This window comes from Brevundimonas sp. PWP3-1b1, from assembly GCF_049896065.1.
Taxonomy (GTDB): Bacteria; Pseudomonadota; Alphaproteobacteria; order Caulobacterales; family Caulobacteraceae; genus Brevundimonas; species Brevundimonas intermedia_B.
The window spans coordinates 587,669-609,432 of sequence record NZ_JAFCTO010000001.1 but is presented as its reverse complement, the minus strand read 5'-3'; the positions used below and the strand labels follow the sequence as shown (position 1 = coordinate 609,432).

Annotated in this window: 20 protein-coding genes; 10 read left to right on the top strand and 10 right to left on the bottom strand. The window is 68.1% G+C overall.

The window, feature by feature from the left end; translation table 11 throughout:
- Window positions 1-915 (bottom strand): peptidylprolyl isomerase, encoded by a 915-nt coding sequence (locus ACP69V_RS02880; RefSeq protein WP_426022553.1) that lies wholly within the window; start codon window positions 913-915, stop codon window positions 1-3.
- A 243-nt stretch (window positions 916-1,158) separates the two neighbouring features.
- Between ACP69V_RS02880 and secA the strand changes: the two genes are divergently transcribed.
- Window positions 1,159-4,008 carry a preprotein translocase subunit SecA gene (secA, locus tag ACP69V_RS02875; protein ID WP_426022552.1) on the top strand — a complete coding sequence of 950 codons (2,850 nt, stop codon included), beginning with the start codon at window positions 1,159-1,161 and terminating at the stop codon, window positions 4,006-4,008.
- Window positions 4,009-4,072: 64 nt separating this feature from the next.
- Window positions 4,073-5,233 carry an aminotransferase class V-fold PLP-dependent enzyme gene (locus ACP69V_RS02870; protein WP_426022551.1) on the top strand — a complete coding sequence of 387 codons (1,161 nt, stop codon included), beginning with the start codon at window positions 4,073-4,075 and terminating at the stop codon, window positions 5,231-5,233.
- Here the strand turns inward: ACP69V_RS02870 and ACP69V_RS02865 are convergent, their stop codons facing one another.
- The gene (locus tag ACP69V_RS02865; RefSeq protein WP_426022550.1) at window positions 5,234-6,139 is read right to left on the bottom strand and encodes a hypothetical protein; all 906 of its coding nucleotides are present in this window, start codon (window positions 6,137-6,139) and stop codon (window positions 5,234-5,236) included.
- A 465-nt stretch (window positions 6,140-6,604) separates the two neighbouring features.
- Between ACP69V_RS02865 and ACP69V_RS02860 the strand changes: the two genes are divergently transcribed.
- Entirely contained in the window at window positions 6,605-11,494 is a 4,890-nt protein-coding gene (locus ACP69V_RS02860) for an NAD-glutamate dehydrogenase (RefSeq protein ID WP_426022549.1), read from the top strand.
- Between the two features lie 79 nt (window positions 11,495-11,573).
- Window positions 11,574-12,041, top strand: coding sequence for a universal stress protein (locus ACP69V_RS02855; protein WP_409717046.1), 468 nt, complete (start codon window positions 11,574-11,576; stop codon window positions 12,039-12,041).
- Between the two features lie 10 nt (window positions 12,042-12,051).
- Here ACP69V_RS02855 and ACP69V_RS02850 read toward each other — a convergent pair whose 3' ends face one another.
- Window positions 12,052-13,185 carry an MltA domain-containing protein gene (locus ACP69V_RS02850; RefSeq protein ID WP_426022548.1) on the bottom strand — a complete coding sequence of 378 codons (1,134 nt, stop codon included), beginning with the start codon at window positions 13,183-13,185 and terminating at the stop codon, window positions 12,052-12,054.
- Window positions 13,185-13,823 (bottom strand): TIM44-related membrane protein TimA, encoded by a 639-nt coding sequence (gene timA / locus ACP69V_RS02845; protein WP_426024025.1) that lies wholly within the window; start codon window positions 13,821-13,823, stop codon window positions 13,185-13,187. The genes ACP69V_RS02850 and timA overlap by 1 nt, the downstream gene beginning before the upstream one ends.
- Before the next feature lie 200 nt (window positions 13,824-14,023).
- On the opposite strand from timA, the gene secB reads away from it, so the two are divergent.
- Entirely contained in the window at window positions 14,024-14,536 is a 513-nt protein-coding gene (gene secB, locus ACP69V_RS02840) for a protein-export chaperone SecB (protein ID WP_426022547.1), read from the top strand.
- A 60-nt stretch (window positions 14,537-14,596) separates the two neighbouring features.
- Complete coding sequence (locus ACP69V_RS02835; RefSeq protein ID WP_426022545.1) at window positions 14,597-15,523, top strand: DMT family transporter; 927 nt, start codon at window positions 14,597-14,599, stop codon at window positions 15,521-15,523.
- Between the two features lie 2 nt (window positions 15,524-15,525).
- On the opposite strand, the gene dut is transcribed toward ACP69V_RS02835, so the two are convergent.
- Window positions 15,526-15,981: a dUTP diphosphatase gene (gene dut / locus ACP69V_RS02830; protein ID WP_426022544.1), complete on the bottom strand. Its 456-nt coding sequence runs from the start codon at window positions 15,979-15,981 to the stop codon at window positions 15,526-15,528.
- The gene (gene coaBC, locus ACP69V_RS02825; RefSeq protein WP_426022543.1) at window positions 15,978-17,207 is read right to left on the bottom strand and encodes a bifunctional phosphopantothenoylcysteine decarboxylase/phosphopantothenate--cysteine ligase CoaBC; all 1,230 of its coding nucleotides are present in this window, start codon (window positions 17,205-17,207) and stop codon (window positions 15,978-15,980) included. The genes dut and coaBC overlap by 4 nt, the downstream gene beginning before the upstream one ends.
- A 102-nt stretch (window positions 17,208-17,309) precedes the next feature.
- On the opposite strand from coaBC, the gene ACP69V_RS02820 reads away from it, so the two are divergent.
- Together ACP69V_RS02820 and ACP69V_RS02815 are read left to right on the top strand one after the other, a co-directional pair.
- A complete protein-coding gene (locus tag ACP69V_RS02820) occupies window positions 17,310-17,822 on the top strand; it encodes an S-type pyocin family protein (RefSeq protein WP_426022542.1) in 513 nt (170 codons plus the stop codon).
- A 35-nt stretch (window positions 17,823-17,857) separates the two neighbouring features.
- Complete coding sequence (locus ACP69V_RS02815; RefSeq protein WP_426022541.1) at window positions 17,858-18,712, top strand: haloacid dehalogenase-like hydrolase; 855 nt, start codon at window positions 17,858-17,860, stop codon at window positions 18,710-18,712.
- Here ACP69V_RS02815 and ACP69V_RS02810 read toward each other — a convergent pair.
- Genes ACP69V_RS02810 through ACP69V_RS02800 form a run of 3 tightly spaced genes read right to left on the bottom strand, consistent with a single transcriptional unit; the run spans window position 18,709 to window position 20,241 of the window.
- Window positions 18,709-19,056 (bottom strand): PilZ domain-containing protein, encoded by a 348-nt coding sequence (locus tag ACP69V_RS02810; protein WP_426022540.1) that lies wholly within the window; start codon window positions 19,054-19,056, stop codon window positions 18,709-18,711. The genes ACP69V_RS02815 and ACP69V_RS02810 overlap by 4 nt on opposite strands.
- The gene (locus ACP69V_RS02805; RefSeq protein ID WP_426022539.1) at window positions 19,053-19,919 is read right to left on the bottom strand and encodes a kinase; all 867 of its coding nucleotides are present in this window, start codon (window positions 19,917-19,919) and stop codon (window positions 19,053-19,055) included. The genes ACP69V_RS02810 and ACP69V_RS02805 overlap by 4 nt, the downstream gene beginning before the upstream one ends.
- A gap of 1 nt (window position 19,920) precedes the next feature.
- A complete protein-coding gene (locus ACP69V_RS02800) occupies window positions 19,921-20,241 on the bottom strand; it encodes a 2Fe-2S iron-sulfur cluster-binding protein (protein WP_135194274.1) in 321 nt (106 codons plus the stop codon).
- An 87-nt stretch (window positions 20,242-20,328) separates the two neighbouring features.
- Between ACP69V_RS02800 and ACP69V_RS02795 the strand changes: the two genes are divergently transcribed.
- Together ACP69V_RS02795 and ACP69V_RS02790 are read left to right on the top strand one after the other, a co-directional pair.
- Window positions 20,329-20,550: a hypothetical protein gene (locus ACP69V_RS02795; RefSeq protein WP_426022538.1), complete on the top strand. Its 222-nt coding sequence runs from the start codon at window positions 20,329-20,331 to the stop codon at window positions 20,548-20,550.
- Window positions 20,547-20,924, top strand: a complete 378-nt coding sequence (locus ACP69V_RS02790) for a PIN domain-containing protein (protein ID WP_184279943.1) — start codon at window positions 20,547-20,549, stop codon at window positions 20,922-20,924. The genes ACP69V_RS02795 and ACP69V_RS02790 overlap by 4 nt, the downstream gene beginning before the upstream one ends.
- 44 nt (window positions 20,925-20,968) lie before the next feature.
- On the opposite strand, the gene ACP69V_RS02785 is transcribed toward ACP69V_RS02790, so the two are convergent.
- Window positions 20,969-21,763, bottom strand: coding sequence for a succinate dehydrogenase iron-sulfur subunit (locus tag ACP69V_RS02785; RefSeq protein WP_426022537.1), 795 nt, complete (start codon window positions 21,761-21,763; stop codon window positions 20,969-20,971).
- Window position 21,764 lies beyond the last annotated feature (1 nt).

Genomic DNA, 21,764 nt, shown 5'->3' with positions numbered 1-21,764 from the left:
TCAGGCGGCCGGTGCGGGAGACGGGGTGGACGACGGAGCCGGCGCGGATGCGGCGGGCGGCGACTGGGCAGGCAGGCGCACATCGACCTCGGCCTTCCCGCGCAGCTGTTCCAGCAACTGTCGCACACCTTCATAGGTCAGATAGCGCACGATCTGGGGACGCGCCTGCTCCAGCGTCGGCGGATTTTCCTTGCGCCGATCCTCGACCCGCAACACGGCCCAGCCGCCCTCGGTCTGGAACGGCCCGACGGTCGATCCGGCCGGCTTGTCGCGCAGGGCGTCGGCATAGGCTTGCGGCATGACGTCCAGCGTCGAATAGCCCAGGTCGCCGCCCGAGAACCGCGTCGCCTCGTCCACCGACCGCTCCGCCGCCACCGCCTCGAACCCCGCGCCCTGGCCCAGGATGCCGATCACGGCGTCGGCCTCGGGCTTGGTGCGCGACAGGATCAGGCGCACCCGGATCTCCTCGGAGGTCTTCGCCAGCCGAAGCTGTTCATTATAAAGGGTCTGCACGGCCTGGTCGGACACGGCCTTGTTGACCACGCTCTCGACCAGCATGTCGCCCAGGATACGCTCGCGGGTCGCCTCAAGCCGCCGCTGGGCCAGGGGCGAGGAATCCAGTCGCCGCCTTTCGGCCTCGCCCGCCAGCAGCTTCTGATCGATCACCTCGTCCAGCACGCGGCGGAAAAGATCCGATGTCGCATCCAGCGCCTCGCCCTCGCCGATCAGCCCTTGCGCCACCGCCTCGCGCTTCACGTCCGACGCCCAGATGGTCTCATCCTGCACCGTCGCCACGGCCTGATCGCCCTGTTCGGGTGGACGGTCGTCGCCGGATCGCGAACAGGCGGCCGTCGAAAGGACAGCGGCCAAAAGCGCCGTCGTCAGAAGGGTCGAGGGTCGGCGGAAGGGGGTCAAGGGGGCGCTCCGTCGAAGGCGGCCGAAAGCCCCTCGCGTTGACAGGGGTTAGGCCGGTGCTTAAGTCCCGCCTGCGCCCAAGTCGAGGGGTTTTGATCGTCTGCGCGGCCCTTCGCGCGCGCCTGATGCGGCGCTCCGGGGTCGTGATCGTTCAGGGCCTCTCTCGCGGCGTCCGTATCGCCGCCCCTCACGGGATTTCAGAGCCGCTCAGCTCGCAGACGCTCGACCGCTACCGGATCCAACATGCTCGGCTTCGCCAAGAAATTTTTCGGCTCTTCCAACGACCGCAAGGTCAAGGCCTTCCAGGACCACGCCCAGCGCATCAATGCGCTGGAGCCCAAGTTCGCGGCCCTGTCCGACGACGAGCTGCGGATGATGACCGACGCCTTCCGTGACCGGGTGGCGAACGGCGAGACTTTGGACAAGATCCTGCCCGAAGCCTTCGCCGTGGTGCGCGAGGCGTCCAAGCGGGTGCTGGGCCAGCGTCAGTATGACGTCCAGCTGGCCGGCGGCATGATCCTGCACGAGGGCGGCATCGCCGAGATGCGGACCGGCGAGGGCAAGACCCTGGTCGCCGTGGCCCCCGTCTATTTGAACGCCCTGCCCGGCAAGGGCGTGCATGTCATTACCGTGAACGACTACCTGGCGCGCCGCGACGCCGAGACGATGGGCAAGGTCTATCGCTTCCTGGGTCTTGAGGTCGGCGTCATCGTCAACGGTCTGTCCCAGGGCCAGCGCCAGGCGGCCTACAACGCCGACGTCACCTACGGCACCAACAACGAGTTCGGCTTCGACTATCTGCGCGACAACCTGGTCTATGACCGGCGCGAGATGGTGCAACGCCCGCACAACTTCGCCATCGTCGACGAGGTCGACTCCATCCTGATCGATGAGGCGCGCACGCCTCTGATCATCTCGGGCCCGACCGAGGACCGTTCGGACCTCTATAAAATCCTCGACGGCCTGATCAAGGAACTGATCAAGGACAAGGACGCCTACGAGCTCGACGAAAAGCAGAAGCAGGTCCTGCTGACCGAGCTGGGTTCGGAACGGATCGAAGAGGCGCTGGAGGCCGGCGGTCACTTCGCCGCCGACACCACCGGCCTGTACGACGCCGCCAACATCAGCCTGGTCCACCACGCAAACCAGGCCCTGCGCGCCAACACCCTGTATCAGCGCGACAAGGACTATATCATCAAGGGCGGCGAGATCGTCCTGATCGACGAATTCACCGGCCGTATGATGACCGGCCGCCGCCTGTCCGAAGGCCTGCACCAGGCCATCGAGGCCAAGGAAGACGTCAAGATCCAGCCCGAGAACCAGACCCTGGCCTCGGTGACGATCCAGAACTATTTCCGCCTGTACGAGAAACTGTCGGGCATGACCGGCACGGCCGCGACCGAGGCCCAGGAATTCGGCGACATCTACAAGATGGACGTGCTGGAGGTGCCGACCAACCGGCCGATCCAGCGCAAGGACTATGACGACGAGGTCTATCGGACCCACGCCGAGAAGAACCAGGCCATCGCCAAACAGATCGCCGAATGCCACCTGGCGGGTCAGCCGATCCTGGTGGGCACGGTCTCGATCGAGCGTTCGGAACAGCTGTCGGACCTGCTGAGCAAGTTCGAATATAAGGTCGAGGTCTCCCGCGCGCTGAAGCCGGAATATGCGGGCAAGGCCAAGGAAGCCGAGAAGATCGGCGACGCCGCCTATGACATCACCTACGAGACCAAGCTGCGCGGCATCCCGCACAGCGTCCTGAACGCGCGCCAGCACGAACAGGAAGCCTATATCGTCGCCGACGCCGGTCTGCCGGGCGTGGTGACCATCGCCACCAACATGGCGGGCCGGGGCACCGACATTCAGCTCGGGGGCAACCTCGAAATGAAGATGCAGAAGTGGATGCTCGAACAGCGCAACATGGCCGTCGAGGTCACCCACGAGATGGAAGTGGCCCAGGAGGCCCAGTTCAAGGCCGACATCGCCGTCCAGAAGAAGATCGCGCTGGACGCCGGCGGCCTGTTCGTCCTGGGCACCGAACGTCATGAGAGCCGCCGTATCGACAACCAGCTGCGCGGCCGCACCGGCCGTCAGGGCGACCCCGGCACCTCGAAATTCTACCTGTCCTGCGAGGACGACCTGCTGCGCATCTTCGCCGGCGACCGTCTCGACTCGATCATGAAGACCTTCGGCGTGGCGGAAGGCGAGGCCATCACCCACCCCTGGCTGAACCGCGCCATCGAGACCGCCCAGAAGCGCGTCGAGACCCGCAACTACGACATCCGCAAGAATCTGCTGAAATACGACGACGTCGTGAACGACCAGCGCAAGGCGGTGTTCGAACAGCGCCAGGAGTTCATGGACTCCGAAGACCTGTCGGAACTGGTCGGCGACTTCCGCCGCGACGTGGTGTCCGACCTGGTCGAACGCTACATGCCGCCCAAGGCCTATGCCGAACAGTGGGACATCGACGGCCTAGACGAAAAGGTCCGCTCGACCCTGGGGCTGGAGCTGCCGCTGCACGACTGGGCCGCCGAGGAAGGCGTGTCGAACGAGGAGATCGAGGACCGGCTTCTGGCCGCCGCCGACGCCCGCGCCGCCGAACGCCTGGAACAGATCGGCGCCGACCAGACGCGCGGCCTCGAAAAGCAGTTCATGCTGCAGATGATCGACATGCAGTGGCGCGAGCACCTGGTCCACCTGGACCACCTGCGTGGCGTCATCGGTCTGCGCGGCTACGGCCAGCGCGACCCGCTGAACGAATACAAGACCGAGGCCTTCTCCCTGTTCGAGAGCCTGCTCTACGACCTGCGTCATAACGTGACGCGCTGGCTCATGACGGTCGAGTTCCGCTTCCAGGCCCCGCCCGAACTGCCCGAGTTCCAGGAAATCCACCTGAATCCCGGCACCGGCGAGAACGAGATGGCCAATCCGTCGGCCCAGAACCCGGAAGGCACGCTGATCGGCGACGATCGCTCCAAACTGCCGATCGAGATGCTGCCCCCCGGCTGGGAAATGACCGGCCGCAACTCGCCCTGCCCCTGCGGCTCGGGCCGCAAGTTCAAACACTGCCACGGGGCTCTCGTTTAAGAGGCGAGCCGCCGCGCGGCGGCTCGCTGCTTGAGCGCTTGGCGAGATGTCCTAAAGAAGAGGGATGACCTACAAGTCCCTCTTCTCCCGCGCCCTGTCGGCGGCCCCGGAGCGGCTGCATTTCGCGGCGCACAGCCATCACCTGTGGCCGGACGCCAGTTTCGAGGCGCAGCAGCAGACGTGGCTGGACGCCAATCTTCATGCCGACCACAAGTGGGACCTCGTCTTCGGCGAGGTGATCCCCCAGGCCCAGGCCCATGTCGCGGCCGAGCTTGGTCTGCCTTCGCCCGACAGCGTCGTCTTCTCGTCCAACACCCACGACTTCCTGCTGCGCCTGTTCTCGGGCGTGGAGCGGACGCCTGTCCGCATCCTGGCGACGGACGGCGAGTTTCACTCCTTCCGCCGTCAGGCCGAGCGGTGGGAGGAGGTCGGGGCGGCGGTGGTGATGCGCGTGCCGCTGGCTCCCTTCGACACCTTCGCCGACCGCTTCGTCGCCGAGGCGGCCAAGGGCGGTTACGACTGGATCGTGGTCAGCCAGGTCTTCTTCCGCACCGGCGGCCTGTTCGACCGGATCGAGGATCTCGCCGCCCTGGCCCGGCCCGAAGGCCCTTGGGTGCTGGTCGACGGTTATCACGGCTTCATGGCGACGCCGACCGACCTGTCGGCGGTGGCTGATCGGATCTTCTATGTCTCCGGCGGCTACAAATACGCCATGGCGGGCGAGGGCGCCTGTTTCCTGCACGCCCCGCCCGGCTTCTGTCCCCGCCCGGTGATCACCGGCTGGTTCGCGGAGTTCGGCGACCTGTCCGGCCCGCCCGGCGGGGTTCAGTACCGCAGCGACGGCGGCCGGTTCTGGGGGGCGACCTTCGATTGCTCTGCGCTGTATCGTTTCAACGCGGCGCGCCGGATGCTGGACGATCAGGGGCTCAGCACCGCCGCCGTCGCCGCCCATGCTCGCGACTTGGCCGGCCGCTTCCAGGCGGCGGTGCGCGATGGACGTGCAGGCGTGCTGTCCGAAGCCGAATTCCTCAACCCGGTGATCGGCGACGCGCCGCGCGCCCGTTTCCTGGCCCTGCGCCATCCTGACGCCCAGGCCTGGTGCGCGGGTCTTCGTCAGGCGGACGTGGTCACCGATGTGCGCGACGACGTGATCCGCTTCGGCTTCGGCCTGTATCAGGACGCCGAGGACGTCGATCGCCTCATCGCGGCCTGCCGCTCCCTCTGATCAGTAGAAGGTCGTGTCGTCCTGCTTGGTCGGGGCCGGCGCCGCGCGTGGCGGGGTGGTCGGCCGGTTCGACGCGGGCGGTGTCGTGGGTCTGGTCTGGCCCCCGGTCTGGGCCCCGGTCTGGGGCTGCGTCTGGGGCGCGCCCGGCGTTGGCGTCATGCCTGTGTTCGGCGCATCGACCGGCGGGATCGTCGGCAAGGCCGGATAGGGCATGGCTGAGGGTTGACCGTCCTGCACCGGCGCCTCGGCATCGGGCGCGATCGGCGCATCCTCGGACGCTCCCAGCCGATCCGGCGCGCCGACATCGTCGCGGATGAAGGCCCAGGCGCGACGGTCGGCGCAGCCGCAGACTTTCAGGAAGCCGTTCTGGTCGCGCCACAGGATCAGCGGATAGCTGATCTCGACCCCGGACTCCTTCAGCAGTTGGCTCAGCCGTTCGTCGAACCGGCGCCCGGCCTCGACCACGGCCGTCCGCGCCAGATTGCCGTCCGCCTGGGGGACGCCGGCGGCGGTCCAGCTGTTCGCCGGGGTGGCCATCCAGCGTTCGTAAAGTGGCCAGTCCCGCGTCAGCCACAGTTCGGCGACCGTGGCGCGTTCCGCCGCCGTCGATTGCGGCGCGCCTTCCAGATCGGGGCGGGCGAACAGGATGAACCGGGTCTCGATCCCTGCGGCCTTCAGCTTGGCCACCTCGTCGCGTTGGTAGCGATGGGCCGAAGCACTGTCGCGATAGGTGACGATATAGAGGGCCTGCCCGCCGCTGCCGTCCGACACCCACGACGCCTCGTCCAGCAGCTGTTGAACCTCGGCCTGATTGCGGCTGATCGTGACCGGCTGAAACCGCGAATAGAAGTTCCAATAGGCCCAGTATCCCGCACCCGCGAGCAACAGGCCGACCACGGCGGCCACGATCGATCCTAGTAGAAAGCGACGCATATGATCGGGTGCTCCAGCTTCACCGTTGACCCCACACAACGCATAGCATCGAAAACCGTTGTCCACGCCAGCGGTCGGCGCCGGACAGCGGCCAAAATGTCGCGAAGAATCCCCGGCGCACGCTCTTGAACGCAGAAAGGCGCTTCCCATTTCTGTTTTCGACGCTGCGGGACACTCCCCCCTCCGAACCGCAGCGAAGCGAGACCGGCGCCCTCCCCTCCCCTCCAGGCGCCGCTCGCGCAGGCCGCCGGACTCCCCCAGTCCGGCGGCTTTCTGCTTTGTGGCGCTGCACAATAATTCCAACCTTATCACTGATCATCACAACGATCGGTCGCCAGGGGCTTCCCGAGCGACCGGACCTGGCCTAGTCAGCGGAGGTGGCGCCGCGTCGCGCCGCATTCCTTGCGGCCTTGCCGCGTCGTTCGAGACTGCTCGTCCATGACCGTCCCCGATCTGCGCCAATCCTCCGTTCAGCCGATCACCAAGGCCGCGCTGGAGGCGGCCTTCGCCCGGATCGTGGGAACCGGACCGGGCGCGGCGGAGCAGGCCTATCTGGCCCAGGCGCACGAGGACTACGCCGCCGACGAGACGCCCGAACTGGGCGGCGAGGATTTGGCCGCCCTTCTGGCCGCCTCCTGGAAGGCCGCCCAGGACTATCCGCAGGACGCCTCGGCTCCCGTCATCACCGTGGGCCCTCTGTCCGGCGCGGACGGCAAGACGCTGGATTACGACCTGATCCGCATCGTCCAGTCCGACGCCCCCTTCCTGGTCGACAGCGTCATGGGCGTCCTGGCTGACGCCGGCGTCTCGGTGCGGGCGCTGTTCCACCCGATCGGAGACGTGGGCGGTCGCCGCCTGTCGATCATCATCCTGGTCATCGACGCCGTCCCGCAGGAGCGCCGCGACGCCCTGGGCGAGGGCGTGGCCCAGAGCCTGGCCGACGTCCACGCCGCGGTGGGCGACCACGAGGCCATGAACGCCCTGATGCGCCAGGCCGTCCAGCGGCTGGAGGCGACCCCGCCCAACGTCGATCCGGCGGTCCTGGCCGAGAACATCGCCTTCCTGAAATGGCTCAAGAGCGACCATTTCGTTTTCCTGGGCGCGCGCGACTACGACTATCCGCTGAACGCCGACGGCGACTACGAGGCCGAGGCGCCGCTCAGCCAGTCCAGCGCCGGCCTGGGCATCCTGGCCGACCCCGACCGCACCGTGCTGCGCCGCGCCTCCGAGCCCGCCGTCCTGACCCGCCAGATGCGCCGTCAGCTGGACCTCAGTGAGCCGGTCACCGTGGCCAAGGCCAACGCCCGCTCGCGCGTCCATCGTCGGGCCTACATGGACTATATCGGGGTCAAACGTTACGGCGCCGAGGGCAAGGCCACGGGCGAGACCCGGTTCGTCGGCCTGTTCACCTCCGAAGCCTATGATCAGCTGGCCAGCGACGTGCCCCTCGTGCGCCGCAAGGTCGCCAACGCTCTGGCCCGCGCGGACAAGGCCCCCGGCAGCCACAATGAAAAGCGGCTGAAGAATATCCTCGAAAACTACCCCCGCGACGAGCTGTTCCAGATCGGCGAGGACGAGCTGCTGTCCATCGCGCTCGGCGTGCTGCACCTGTACGACCGGCCGCGCATCCGCATCTTCACGCGCCAGGACCCGTTCGACCGGTTCGTCTCGGTCCTGCTGTTCGTGCCGCGCGAACGCTATGACGTCTCGGTGCGCGAACGCATCGGCCATATCCTGGCCCGCGCCTGGGGCGGCCGCATCTCGGCCTGGTATCCGCAACTGACCGACGCCCCGCTGACGCGCGTTCACTTCATCATCGGCGTGGAGCCGGGCGGCCATCCGACCCCCGACCTGGCCCAGCTGGAGGCCGACGTGGCCGAGGCCGGGCGCGGCTGGATGGAACGGTTCGAGAGCGCCCTGCGCCGCGCCGACATCGACGATGTCGAGGTGGGGCCGCTCAGCGCCCGCTGGGCTCGCGCCTTCGGCGCCGCCTACCGCGATCGCTACGACGCCGACGAGGCCGTGCGCGACCTGCAGGAGATCGACCGGCTCAGCGCCGACGGCCTTGTCGCCCCCGGCGCCCCGCGGGCGGGCGAGCCGGTCGCCGTGCGCGCCTTCCGCGATCCGAACGACAGCCCGCTTCAGTTCCGCTTCAAGCTGTATCGTCGCGGCCCGGCCGTCCCCCTGTCGGACGTGCTGCCGATCATGGCCGACATGGGCCTGAAGACGCTTGAGGAATACGGCTATCCCATCCGGCCCGCCGGCGACGGCGAGATCCACGTCCACGAGTTCCTGATGGAGGATCCGCGCGGCGAGGCCCTGGTCTTCGCCGATGTGAAGGCCCCGTTCGAACGCGCCTTCGCCGCCGTCTGGACCGGTCGCACCGAGAGCGACGGCTTCAACCGCCTGGTGATCGAACTGGGCGTCGAATGGCGCGAGGCGGCCCTGATCCGCACCCTGACCCACTATCGCCAGCAGACCGGCCTGGACCCGTCGCAGACGGTGCAGGAAGAGGCCCTGCGCGAATATCCCGACGTAGCCCGCGCCCTGTTGTCTCTGTTCAAGGCCAAGTTCGAGCCCCATTTTGAAGTTTCGGGGGGCGGCTCTGCCGACGACCGCGCACCTGCCGCCGCCGAACTGAACGACAAGATCGTCGCCCTGCTCCAGGACGTGAAGAGCCTGGATCACGACCGGGCCCTGCGCCGCATCGCCGCCCTGATCGGGGCGATCAAGCGCACAAACTACTATCAGCTGGACGCCGACGGCGCGCCCAAGCCGCACATCTCCATCAAGATCGCCTCGCGCGAGCTTGAGGACCTGCCCCTGCCCAAGCCGTATCGCGAGATCTTCGTCTGGGCGCCGCACGTCGAGGGCGTCCACCTGCGCTTCGGCCCCGTCGCGCGCGGCGGACTGCGCTGGTCGGACCGTCGCGACGACTTCCGCACCGAGGTGCTGGGCCTGGTCAAGGCGCAGCAGGTCAAGAACGCCGTCATCGTGCCCGTCGGCTCCAAGGGCGGCTTCTATCCCAAGCAACTGCCCCGCACGACGGACCGCGAGGCCATTCAGGGCGAGGCCATCCGCGCCTATCGCACCTTCTTGTCGGGCCTTCTGGACATCACCGACAACATCGCGGCCGACGGTTCGGTGACCCATCCGGCCAATGTGATCGCCTGGGAAGGCGACGACCCCTATCTGGTCGTGGCGGCCGACAAGGGCACGGCGACCTTCTCCGACATCGCCAACGGCGTCTCGGCCTCGTACGGCTTCTGGCTGGGCGACGCCTTCGCCTCGGGCGGCTCCATCGGCTACGACCACAAGGCGATGGGCATCACCGCCCGCGGCGCCTGGGAGGCGGTCAAGCGCCACTTCCGCGAGATGGGCAAGGACATCCAGACCCAGCCCTTCACCATGGTCGGCGTTGGCGACATGTCCGGCGACGTCTTCGGCAATGGCGCGCTTCTGTCCAAGGCCACGCGCCTGGTCGCGGCCTTCGATCACCGTGACATCTTCATTGATCCGAACCCGGATCATGTGGCGAGCTGGACCGAGCGCAAGCGCCTGTTCGACCTGCCCCGCTCGTCCTGGCAGGACTATGACAAGGCCTTGATCTCGGAAGGCGGCGGCGTCTTCTCCCGCTCGGCCAAGTCGATCGAACTGACGCCCCAGATCAAGGCTGCGCTGGACATCACCGACGATGTGCTGGACCCCGTCAGCCTGATCCGCGCCATCCTCAAAGCGCCGGCCGAGCTTCTGTATCTCGGCGGCATCGGCACCTATGTGAAATCGGCGGCCGAGACCGACGCCCAGGTCGGCGACAAGGGCACCGACGCCCTGCGCATCAACGCCGACGAACTGCGGGTCAAGGTGGTGGGCGAGGGCGCCAACCTGGGCTTCACCCAGGCGGGCCGCATCGGCTTCGGCCAAACTGGCGGACGTATCAACACCGACGCCATCGACAACTCCGCCGGCGTCGACACCTCCGACCATGAGGTCAACATCAAGATCCTGGTCGGCTCGGCCGTGACCAACGGCGTCCTGCCGGTCGAGGAGCGCCCGGCCCTGCTGGCCTCCATGACCGACGAGGTCGGCCTCAAGGTCCTGGCCCACAACTACGACCAGACCCTGGCCCTGACCCTGCAACAGGCCGAAGGCGTCGGCGCGCTCGACGCCCAGCAGCGGTTCATGCAGACCCTGTCGGCGCGCGGCAAGCTGGACCGCAAGGTCGAGGGCCTGCCCAACGACCTGCGCGTCAAGGAGCTGATGGCCGCCGGCGTTCCGCTGGCCCGGCCCGAGCTGGCGGTCCTGATGGCCTATGCCAAGCTGGAGCTGTCGGACGACATCGTCGCCTCGCAAGCGCCCGAGGATCCCTTCTTCGAACAGATCCTGGCCCGCTACTTCCCCGACGCCCTGGCTCGGTTCGAGCCGGAGATGAAGAGCCACCGGCTGCGGCGCGAGATCATCGCCACCGTCATGGCCAACGAAGTCGTCAACATGTGCGGCCCGACCTTCCCTGACCGCCTGCGCGGCTCGGCGGAATGCGACACCACCGCCCTGATCATCGCCTTCGAGGCCGCCCGCCGCGTCTTCCGCCTGGACCAGGCCTGGGACGCCGTCTCGGCCCTGGACCTGAAGATCTCGGCCGAGGCCCAGACGGCCCTCTACCAGGAGATCGCCGTGGTCCTGCGCCGCCAGACCTTCTGGCTGGCCCGCCGCGCCAAGGGCGGCCTGTCCGTCCAGGCGTTGATCGACCGCTATCGCCCGATCGCCGACGCCCTTCAGGCCGAGGGTTCGGCCGTCCTGTCGCGCTTCGAACAGGGGCGTCTGGACGCGCGGGTCAAGACCTTCGCCGATCACGGCGCGCCCGAGGACCTGACGCGCAGCATCGCCATCATGCGCCCGCTGGTCGCCGCCTCCGACATCGGCGACCTGGCCCAGGAAGCGAACTGGCCCGTCGCGGCCATGGCGCGCCTGTATCACCAGGTCGGGGCGGCCTTCGACTTCGACCGTCTGCGCGCCGCCGCCGGCTCCATTCCGTCTGCGGATCATTTCGATCGCCTGGCGGTGCGCCGCCTGATCGAGGATCTGATGAACGAGCAGGCGACCCTGACCCGCGCCGTCGCCCGCGCCTCCGATCCGTCGGTCGGCGTCAGCGAGGATGCGGCCGAGGGCGCCGTGGACGCCTGGATCGGCTCCAAACAGGCGGCCGTCGAGGGCGTGCGCGCCTCTGTGGACGAGATCGAACAGTCCGGCTCCGGCTGGACCTTCGCCAAACTGACCATCGCCAACGCCACGATCCGCGACCTGGCGACGGCGGCGGTGAACGGATAGAGGCGCAATCGTCTTCGGCGCTTGACGAAGCGGGCGTCTCACGGCCTCTTCAGTCGCTGATCTGGCTGGGGAGGCCGCCATGCCGAGAAAATTCCTCGTCGTCGTCGACGACAGTCCCGAATTCGAGGCCGCCTTGCGGTTCGCCTCGCGCCGGGCGAAATCGACCGGCGGGCGCGTGGTCATGCTGCGCGTCCTGCCCACCGACAGCGACGCCCACTGGTCGGGCGTGCGCGAAGAGATCGAACGCCAGCAGCGCGAAGAGGCGGAAATCCTGCTGAACCGGCTGGGCGAAGAGGCCATGGCCCGCTCCGGCGCCGCCCCCATCTTCCTGATCGAACGGGGCGAGGCCCAGGCCGCGATCAAGAAGGTCGTCGCCGCCGACCCCGACATCAAGATTCTGGTCCTGGCCGCCGGAACCGGCTCGCGCGGCCCCGGCCCGCTGGTCTCGGCCATCATCAAACAGGGCGCCCAGCTGGGAGGGCGAAAGCTGCCCGTCACCATCGTCCCCGGCGAACTGACCGAGGACGAGATCGAGGACCTGGCTTGAGGGAAGGGGCCTAACCCCTCGGGACCAGGCGCCACATCCTTAGAGGGTGGCGCACGGTCCCGGCCTCGGCCCCCGCCGCGTCGCCGCGCCCCATATAGAGGTCGGCCCGCACAGGTCCGCGAATGGCCGATCCCGTGTCCAGCGCCATGGCTAGCCCGCGATAGCTGGCCGTGGCGCCGCGCAGGTTGCCGCCGTCGGCCTCCAGCCAGACCAGTTCGCCATAGCGCCAGTGTGCCGGATCCACCGCGATGGCGCGGCGCTCTGTCAGGGGTATCCCCGCCGCGCCGGCCGGATGGCCGTCGTCGTCCCCGTCCAGCCGGAAGAAGATGTAGCGCGGGTTCAGCGCCATGACGGCCTGCGCCTCATAGCCCCGGTGGTTCGCCAGCCAGCCCCGGATGGCGTCGCCCGAGGTGCCGTTCTGGGGCAGCAGACCCTGCTGGGCCATGGGGCGGGCGATGCCGACGAACGGCTTGCCGTTGTCGGCGGCATAGGCGGCCCGGCCGCGCGACCCGTCCTCGAACGTCAGATAGCCCGAGCCCTGGATCTGCAGGAAGAACAGGTCCTCGGCCCGCATCCAGGCCAGGGCCTGGTCCGGCCGGGCGGCGGATTCGATATAGGCCCGGTCGCCGGCGCTGCGCGGATTGGCGGGCTTGGGCAGGACAGGGGCCGAAAACTCGGCGTCCGGCCGGCGCCGCGCGGGATACTCGGGCGCGAAATAGGAGGTCAGCAGGCCCGGCCGCCCGTCCGCCGTCGCGGCCGGCACCGCGCTGAAGCTGGCCTCGAAGAAGGCGCGGGCGTCCGACGGGGTGACGGTGGTGGTCGTCGCCATGGCCTTGGCCCGTCCGCAGACGGCGCGCGCGGCCGTATCGCGCGCTGCGCCGCATCCATCCAGATAGGCGCGGAAGGCCGCCAGGTGATCCTCCGCGCTCCATCCCGGCAAAACCGCGGGACTAAGCGCATTGGTCGGCGTGGGCTGTGGGACGCCGGGCGTCAGTGACGGCGTATAGGGAACAGGCCCCGTCTGAGGTCCAGTCTGGGGCCCCGCCGGCGAGACCGGCGTCATCGGCCCGGTCGAACAGGCAGCGATAGCCAGCGCCGCCGTCAGCGTCGCCAGCCATCCCCCTGACCGGCGCACGACGGACATCAGGCGTTGGCCGGCTCGACGCGGGCCAGGACCCAGTTGGGATCGGCCGCGCCCAAGGTGCGCTCGAACGTCCAGTGTTCGGCGGTGCGGCGCTCTTCGATCACCGGCTCGCCTGTCTCGACGTCGGCGGGCTCGCCCGAGACCTTGGTCACGCGGCTGCGCAGCTCGGCCAGGAAGCGAACCTTGGCCACGGCCCGGTCGCCCTCTGCGACGGCGCCTTCCAGATCGGCGCGCGGCGGGAACAGGAACTCGACCGTCTCGGTCTCGCCGCGCGTCTCTCGCGCCGCGATGCCGGCTTCGAACGAGGCCATGACATTGGGCTTCAGCAGCGGCTGCAGCGCCGCCCGGTCGCCGGCGGCGTAGCCGCGCACGATGGTCTCATAGGCCTGACGGGCCCCGTCCAGAAAGCGCGCCGGATCGAAGGCCGGATCGCGGGCCTTAAGGCTGGCGATGGAGGCCAGGGTGACGGGATCGATCGCCGCGATCTTGGGCGTTTCGGCCGGGTTCGGGCCGGGCGAGACGACCTTGGCGTCCTCCTGCGGCTGACGGCCAACCCGCTTGCCCAGCACATTGTAAAGCTGGAACAGCACGAAGGCCGCGATGAAGGCGAAGACGACGATCTGGAACTGGACCGGCAGGTTCAAGGGGAGATTTCCTGTAGCGAACGACGGGCGCGCCAAACCTATGTCTGGCGTGATTACGGGGACATATAGGACGAGGCAAGGCGAAGCGCGCCCCCCAATCGCGCGCGCGACGTTGCGGCCAAGCGTCCCGGCATGGTAATCGCGGCGCCACATTCCGGCCCGATCACCCTCAAATCCGTTCAAAGACCGCTTTCATGACCGACGTCGCACCCTCCGCCGAACAGCCCCAGCAAGGCGAGGCCCAACAGGGCCAGCCCGCCGGCCCCGGCTTCCGCATCCTGGCGCAATACGTCCGTGACTTCTCGTTCGAGAACCCGCGCGCCCCGGAATCCCTGCGCATCGACGGCAAGCCGGCCATCGACCTGGGCGTCGAAATGGCCGCTCAGGGCCGCCCCGACGGCCTGTTCGAACTGGACCTGAAGCTGTCGATCAAGGCGACCCACGAGAACCAGCCCGTCTTCCACGTCGAACTGGTCTATGGCGGCCTGTTCCAGCTGGCCAACGTCAACGAGCAGGACATCGAGCCCCTGCTGCTGATCGAATGCCCGCGCTATCTGTTCCCGTTCGCCCGCGAGATCATCTCGGGCGCCACGGCCGACGGCGGCTTCTATCCCCCGTTCCAGCTCGACCCCATCGACTTCGCCGCCATCTACATCGCCCGCCAGCAGCAGATCGCCCAACAGCCGGTCGAAACCGGTCAGGCGTAAGCCGTACGACGGCCGGGCGCCTCGGGCGTTCCGGCCGCATCGAAAGGCGCGGATAGAATAGTGACGGCGACGGCCAAGTCAGGCGAGGATATCGCGCGCGGCATCGCCCTGCGCATCGCGGCGGCGGGCTGTTTCTCGGTCATGGCGGCGGTGCTGAAACTGGCGTCGCTGGACGGCGTCGTCGCGCCCGAGATGCTGTTCTACCGCGCCTTCTTCGGCCTGCCGGTGGTGCTGGCCTGGGTGGTGACCCAGCCGGGCGGTCTGGCGGGCCTGACCACGCGCCGCCCCCTGGCCCATCTCGGCCGCAGCGCCCTGGGCATCGTCTCCATCCTGTGCGTCTTCCAGACCCTGACGCTGCTGCCGCTGGCCGACGCGACGACCCTCAGCTTCACCGCCCCCATCTTCGCCACCCTGCTGTCCTTCCTGATCCTCAAGGAGGCGGTCGGGCCGCGCCGCTGGACCGCCGTCGCTGTGGGCTTCATCGGCGTGCTCATCGTCATGAGACCGGGTGCGGCGGACCACGGCGTGCCGGTCGAGGGGATCGCCTTCGGCCTGGTCGCGGCCCTACTGACGGCCGGCGTGACCATCACCCTGCGCCAGTTGCGCGACACCGAACATGTCGCCGCCATCGTCTTCTGGTTCTTCGTCGGCTCGTCGATCGTGGGGGCGATCCTTCTGCCTTTCGTCGGCCAGATGCATTCACCCCTGACCTTCGCCCTGCTGATCGCCTCAGGCCTGACCGGCGGCCTGGCCCAGTTGTTCATGACGGCCTCGCTGCAAAAGGCGCCGGTCGCTGTGGTCGCGCCCTTCGACTATCTCCAGATCGTCGGCGCCATCGTCTTCGGCTGGTGGCTGATGTCCACGACCCCGACCCTCAGCACCCTGGCCGGCGCCGCCCTGATCGGGTCCAGCGGCCTCTACACCGCCTGGCGCGAACACGTCCGCCGCAAGGCCGCCCTGATCCAGCCGACCGCGCCGCCGGTTTAGGGCTACCGCCCCGTCGATCCGAACCCGCCTGTTCCACGCGCGGTGTCGTCCAGCGTCTCGACCTCGACCCAGTCGGCGCGTTCGTGTTTGGCGATCACCAGCTGGGCGATGCGTTCGCCCCGTCGGATGACGAAGGGTTCGGCGCCGATATTGGCCAGGATCACCCCGCACTCGCCGCGATAGTCGCTGTCGATGGTCCCGGGCGCATTGGGGCAGATGATGCCGTGTTTCAAAGCCAAGCCCGAGCGCGCCCGCACCTGGGCCTCGTAGCCCAGCGGCAGGGCGATCTTCAGTCCTGTGGGGACCAAGGCGCGGGCGCCGGGCGCCAGCGTCATCGGCTGATCCTCCGGCACAGCCGCGCGCAGGTCCATCCCGGCCGATCCTGCCGTTTCATAGGCCGGCAGGGGCAGGCCCTCAGAATGCGGCAGGCGCAAAATCTGGATAGCAGTCTCGGTCATTCGGGGGCCTTGAAATGGTCGGCGATACGGGCGGCCACGGCCCGGGCGATGGCGGCTTTCGACTGGCGCGGCCAGGTCTCGGTCCTGTCGGCGGTGACCAGCAGCACGGCGTTGCCGTCCGAGCCGAACACGTCGTCGGACACATCGTTGCCGATGATCCAGTCGCAGCCCTTCCGCGACAGCTTGGCCCGCGCATTGGCCTCCAAATCCGTGGTCTCGGCGGCGAAGCCGATGACCAGGGCCGGCCGGTTCGGTCCCGGCGCGGCGACGCCCGCCAGGATGTCGGGGTTCTCGATCAGGGCCAGGGTCGGCGGGCCGCCCGGCCCCTTCTTGATCTTGCCGCCGGCGATGGTGTCCACGCGCCAGTCGGCGACGGCGGCCGACAGCACGGCGATGTCGGCGGGCAGGGCGCTCCGCGTCGCCGCCTGCATCTCCAGCGCGCTCTCCACATCGATCCGCGTCACGCCCGTAGGCGCCCCCAGCGCCGTCGGCCCGGACACCAGCGTCACCTCCGCCCCCAGCTCGGCCAGGGCGGCGGCGATGGCGTAGCCCTGTTTGCCGCTGGAGCGATTGGTCAGGCCCCGCACCGGGTCGATGGGCTCGAACGTCGGCCCGGCCGTGACGACGGCGCGCTTGCCCGCCAGGGGGCGTCCGCCCGCGCCGGCCAGCAGGCCCTCGATGGCCTCCAGGATCGCGGCCGGTTCCGCCATTCGGCCGAAGCCGTATTCGCCACAGGCCATCTCGCCCGCGTCCGGTCCGACGACGGCTACGCCATGAAAGCCGGGAAAGGCCTTCAGCCGTTCCATATTGGCCTGCACCGCCGGATGCTCCCACATCCGCACGTTCATCGCCGGCGCCAGCAGCACCCGTTTGTCCGTGGCGATCAGGGTGGTCGAGGCCAGATCGTCGGCCAAGCCGTTCGCCGCCTTGGCGATCAGGCCCGCCGTCGCCGGCGCGACCACCACCAGATCGGCCCAGCGCGACAGCTCGATATGACCCATGCTGGTCTCGTCGTCGGGATGGAACAGGCCCGACCGCACCGGATGGCCGCTCAGCGCCGCCAGCGACAGGGGCGTCACGAACTCGGCCCCGGATTCGGTCAGGATCACTCGTGTCTGTCCGCCCGCCTTGGCGATCAGCCGCACCAGCTCCAGCGCCTTGTAGGCCGCGATGCCGCCGCCGACGATCAGCAGGATCTTGCGGTTCGAAAGGGAGCGATTGTCCATGTCCTCCGTCTAGCCGCCCGGCGTGACGCCGTCGAGACGAGAACATTGCACGAACAATAAAGTTGTGCTTTCGTCGCGCCCAGCGGGTATCTGGAGGGAAGAATGAGAACGCTGACGAGGGGAGGGGCCTTGCTGGCCCTGTGCGGACTGCTTGGGCTGAGCGCCTGCGACAACAGTTCGGCGGTCGAGACACGGGACCGGACGGCGACGGCCGAGCCGGTCGCCCTGACATCGATGTCGGCGACGGGCGAAGAGACGGCGACTCCGCAGGAGAAACCGGTCCTGACCGCCAACCGGCGTGAGACCGTCGATGCGAAAATCACCCGTCTCTACGACCGCAACGGCGCCGACTTCGACGCCCGCTCGGCGGAGGACTATCTGGACAAGGTCACGGCCTTCACCACCAAGCCACCGCGCGACGTCGAGACGGTGAAACGACCCAACGGCGACACCCTGATCTATCAGGCCTCGACCAACACCTTCGCCGTGGTGGCCCGCAACGGGTCGCCGCGCACCATGTTCAAGCCGACCACGGGCGCCGACTACTGGGCCGAGCAGAAGGCCGCCGCCCCCACCTTCGGCCAGCGTCGCCAATCGACGGGCGCGGCAGGCTGATATAGAGGGCGGGTTCCATCAAGGATTTCGCCCTCATGTCCGAACCCAAGACCCCGCTGCTGAAGACCGCCCTGATCTATGATTTCGACGGCACCCTGGCGCGCGGCAACATGCAGGAGGTGTCGTTCATCCCCTCGGTGGGCATGGGCATCGGCGCCTTCTGGGAGGAGGCCGAGCGGCTGACCAAGGACGCCGACGGCGACGGCATCCTGATGTACATGCAACTGATGCTGCATCACGCGCGCCAGAACGGCTCGCCCGTGACGCGCGAGACCCTGCGCCAGCACGGCGAGGCCGTGGCCCTGTTCGAGGGTCTGAAGGATCTCAGCTGGTTCGACCGGATGAACGCCTTCGGCGCCAGATACGGGCTGGAGATCGAGCACTACATCATCTCGGCCGGGCTGGAGGAGATGATCGACGGCACGCCGATCCGCCCCGCCCTGAACCACGTCTTCGCCTCCCACTATGTCTATGACGACAAGGGAGAGGCGGCCTGGCCGGCCGTGGGCGTCAACTACACCACCAAGACCCAGTATCTGTTCCGCATCAACAAGGGGGTGAAGAACCACTGGGAGCACGAGCGTATCAACCACTTCATCCGCGACGACGAGCGCGCCGTGCCCTTTGATCGGATGATCTTCATCGGCGACGGCGACACCGACGTGCCGACCATGAAGATGATGCACACCAAGGGCGGCTTCTCCATCGCCGTCTATGATCCGCGCTCGAACGAGAAGGATCAAAAAAAGGTCTATTCCCTGATCTCGGAGGACCGGGTCAACTTCGTCGCCGCCGCCGACTACCGCGAGGGTTCGGCGCTCGACCTGATCGTCAAGGGTCTGGTGGGCCGCATCGCCATCAACGCTGGCTCGATGCCGGCCGGTCTCTAGCGGCCGCCGGCCCTCAGCCAGGCCTCGCGTGCTCCGACCAGCCGGGCGGGCGCGAGGCCGCGCAGGGATTTGCCGCCGGTCTGTCTCAAGCCCGCCTCGTTCGTCCTCTGCCACACGACGGTCGCAGGATAGGCCACGGCTTGCTCGACATCGACCACCACCACCTCGCGCGGCAGGGCGGCCCCGCGGTCCAGCCGCACCTTCATGCCGCCTTCTGACAGATCGATGATCAGGCAGGCCGTCTCCACGCCGGGAGCGCAGACGACGCCGCGCGCATTGGCCGGCCGACGCGTCGCCGACCGTCTGTCGTCCGTGGCGGCGGGCTTTGATCCAAACAGGCTCATGGTTGGATAACGCGCGAGGCCGGCTCCGGCGCCACGCCCCCTGTCGCCGCGAGGAAATCCGCGCCCTCCAGACCCACGATCCGACGATCCCGGTCCAGATCGACGATCAGATCGGCGGCGACGCCGCCTTCGATCATGTGCCGGGTCAGTCGCTCATAGTGCTGGACGAAGACCGCCAGGGCCGCGCGCCGCTCAGGCGGCACGGCGTCGCGCTTCATCAGCCCCGCCTCCTGCTCGCAGCGCCAGTCCAGCACGACATCGAACGACGGCGCCTTCAGGAAGATCAGGGCATCCAGCCGCGCGTGCAGCGCCCCATAGTCCCGCGCCAGGGCCGCGTTGACCGCGCCCCGCCACAGGCCATCCGCATCCTGCGCGGCTTCCAGCGCATTGATCGGCGCGACCAGGGCTGTCTCCGCCTGCGCCGTCGCCCCCAGGCACCACCCCTCCAGCACGATCACCCTCGGCCGCCCCTTCACGACGGTCCAGTTCGCCTCGGGCGCCCGGTCGTCGGCCAGCTTGTCGAACCGGGGCAGCGGCGTCCGGTCGTCCGGACCCGCACTCGAAAGCCGGTCCAAAAGCCGCTGCAGCAAACCCAGGTCATGCGTGCCCGGCGGCCCGCGCGTGGCGAACAGCGGATGCACCCGCCCCGCCAGATCGGCCCGTTCCGCCTTGGTCAGATAGACGTCGTCCAGCGACAGCGTGGCCCCGCCGAACCGTTCGGCGACCTCATGCGCCAGGGTGGATTTTCCAGACCCTTGCGACCCCGCGATCCCCAGGATCGGCGGCGGTTCGGCCGGGTCGGCTTCCCCGATCCAATGGTCAATCCAGCGGCCGATCCTCTCGATCAGCCCCGGATCGCCCATTTCAGTGCTGGTTCTGCGGCAACCGCACGACAAGGCCGCTCAGTGCATCCGAGACGCGGATCTGGCACGACAGACGGCTGTTCGGCTCGACCTCTTCGGCGAAGTCCAGCATCGACTCTTCCATGGCGCTGGGCTTGCCCGTCGCTTCGCGCCAGGCTTCATCGACATAGACATGGCAGGTGGCGCAGGCGCAGGCCCCGCCGCAATCCGCGTCGATACCCGGCACATTGTTGCGGATCGCGCCTTCCATGACGCTCAGCCCCGGCTTCACGTCGACGACGTGCTCGGTTCCGTCATGCTCGATATAGGTGATGCTGGCCATGGCCCGCTCATATCAAGCCATGCCGCCCGCGCAAGGCCGTAAGTTGGCGCCAGCATCAGTATATGGCATTATCGACGCATGAACGACATGCGCAAGATCACCGCCATCCTGCCCGCCCGCCTCCTGGCGGCGGCTCAGGATGCGACGGGCCAGGGCGTGACGGAAACCCTGCGTCGGGCGCTCGAAACCCTGGCGCATTCGGACTGGAGCCGTCGCATGCTGGCCCTGGAAGGCCGCGCGCCATTGGAGGTCGATCTCGACGACCTGCGCCAGGATCGGTCGCTGGATGGATCGGATCGGTCGGTTTGATCGCCGCCGACACCAGCGCGGTCCTGCATTTTCTGCACGGCTTCGATGGACCCGCACGACCGGCGGTTCGCCGCGCCCTTCGCGACGAGCGGCTGGTGCTGCCGCCGCTGGTTCTGACGGAACTGCTGTCCGCGCCGTCGCCTGAAAGCGATCTCGACGCGCTGTTGGGCGCGGCGCCGCTCGTGCCGGTGATCGACGGCTATTGGGAAAGGGCGGCGCTCAATCGCCGCGCGCTCGCGATGCGCGGTCTCAAGGCGCGGCTGGCCGACGCCCTGATCGCCCAGTCCTGCATTGATGCGGGAATTCCGTTGATCTCCGGTGATTCCGACTTTCGTCATTTCGCCGCCCACTGCGGGCTCAAGCTGGCCGATTAGAAGACAAGAAAAACCCCCGAAGCGGTGCTCCGGGGGTTTCTAAATCAGGCCGCCTTCTTGCGGCTCGGCGCGACCATCAGCTTCTTGGTCTCGGCGATGGCCTTGGCCGGGTTCAGGCCCTTGGGGCAGACCTGGGCGCAGTTCATGATCGTGTGGCAGCGGTACAGTTTGAACGGGTCTTCCAGGTCGTCCAGCCGCTTGTCCGTGGCGTCGTCGCGGCTGTCGGAAATCCAGCGATAGGATTGCAGCAGCGCCGCCGGGCCGAGGTATTCTTCCTGGTTCCACCAGTAGCTGGGGCACGAGGTGGAGCAGCAGGCGCACAGGATGCACTCGTACAGGCCGTCCAGCTTCTCGCGCTCGGCCGGGGTCTGCAGGCGTTCCTTCTCCGGATCGGGCTCGTCCGACTGGAGATAGGGCTGGATCGAGTCGTACTGGGCGTAGAACAGGCTCAGGTCCGTCACCAGGTCCTTCACCACCGGCTGGTGGGGCAGGGGTGCGATGGTGATGTTGTGCGAGGCGCACTCGTCCCAGCCCTTGGTGCAGGCCAGGGCGTTGCGCCCGTCGATGTTCATCGAGCACGAACCGCAGATCCCCTCGCGGCACGAGCGCCGGAACGACAGGGTCGGGTCGATGGTGTTCTTGATGTGGATCAGGGCGTCCAGCAGCATCGGGCCGTGATCGCCGGTCGGCACCTCATAGGTGTCCCAGCGCGGGTCCGCATCGACCTCGGGGTCATAGCGATAGACCTTGTAGGTCTTGACGTCCTTGGAACCCGGCGCGGCCTTGTGGACCTTGCCGGTCGTCGGCTTGGAGCCTCTGGGGAGAGTGAGCTGGACCATC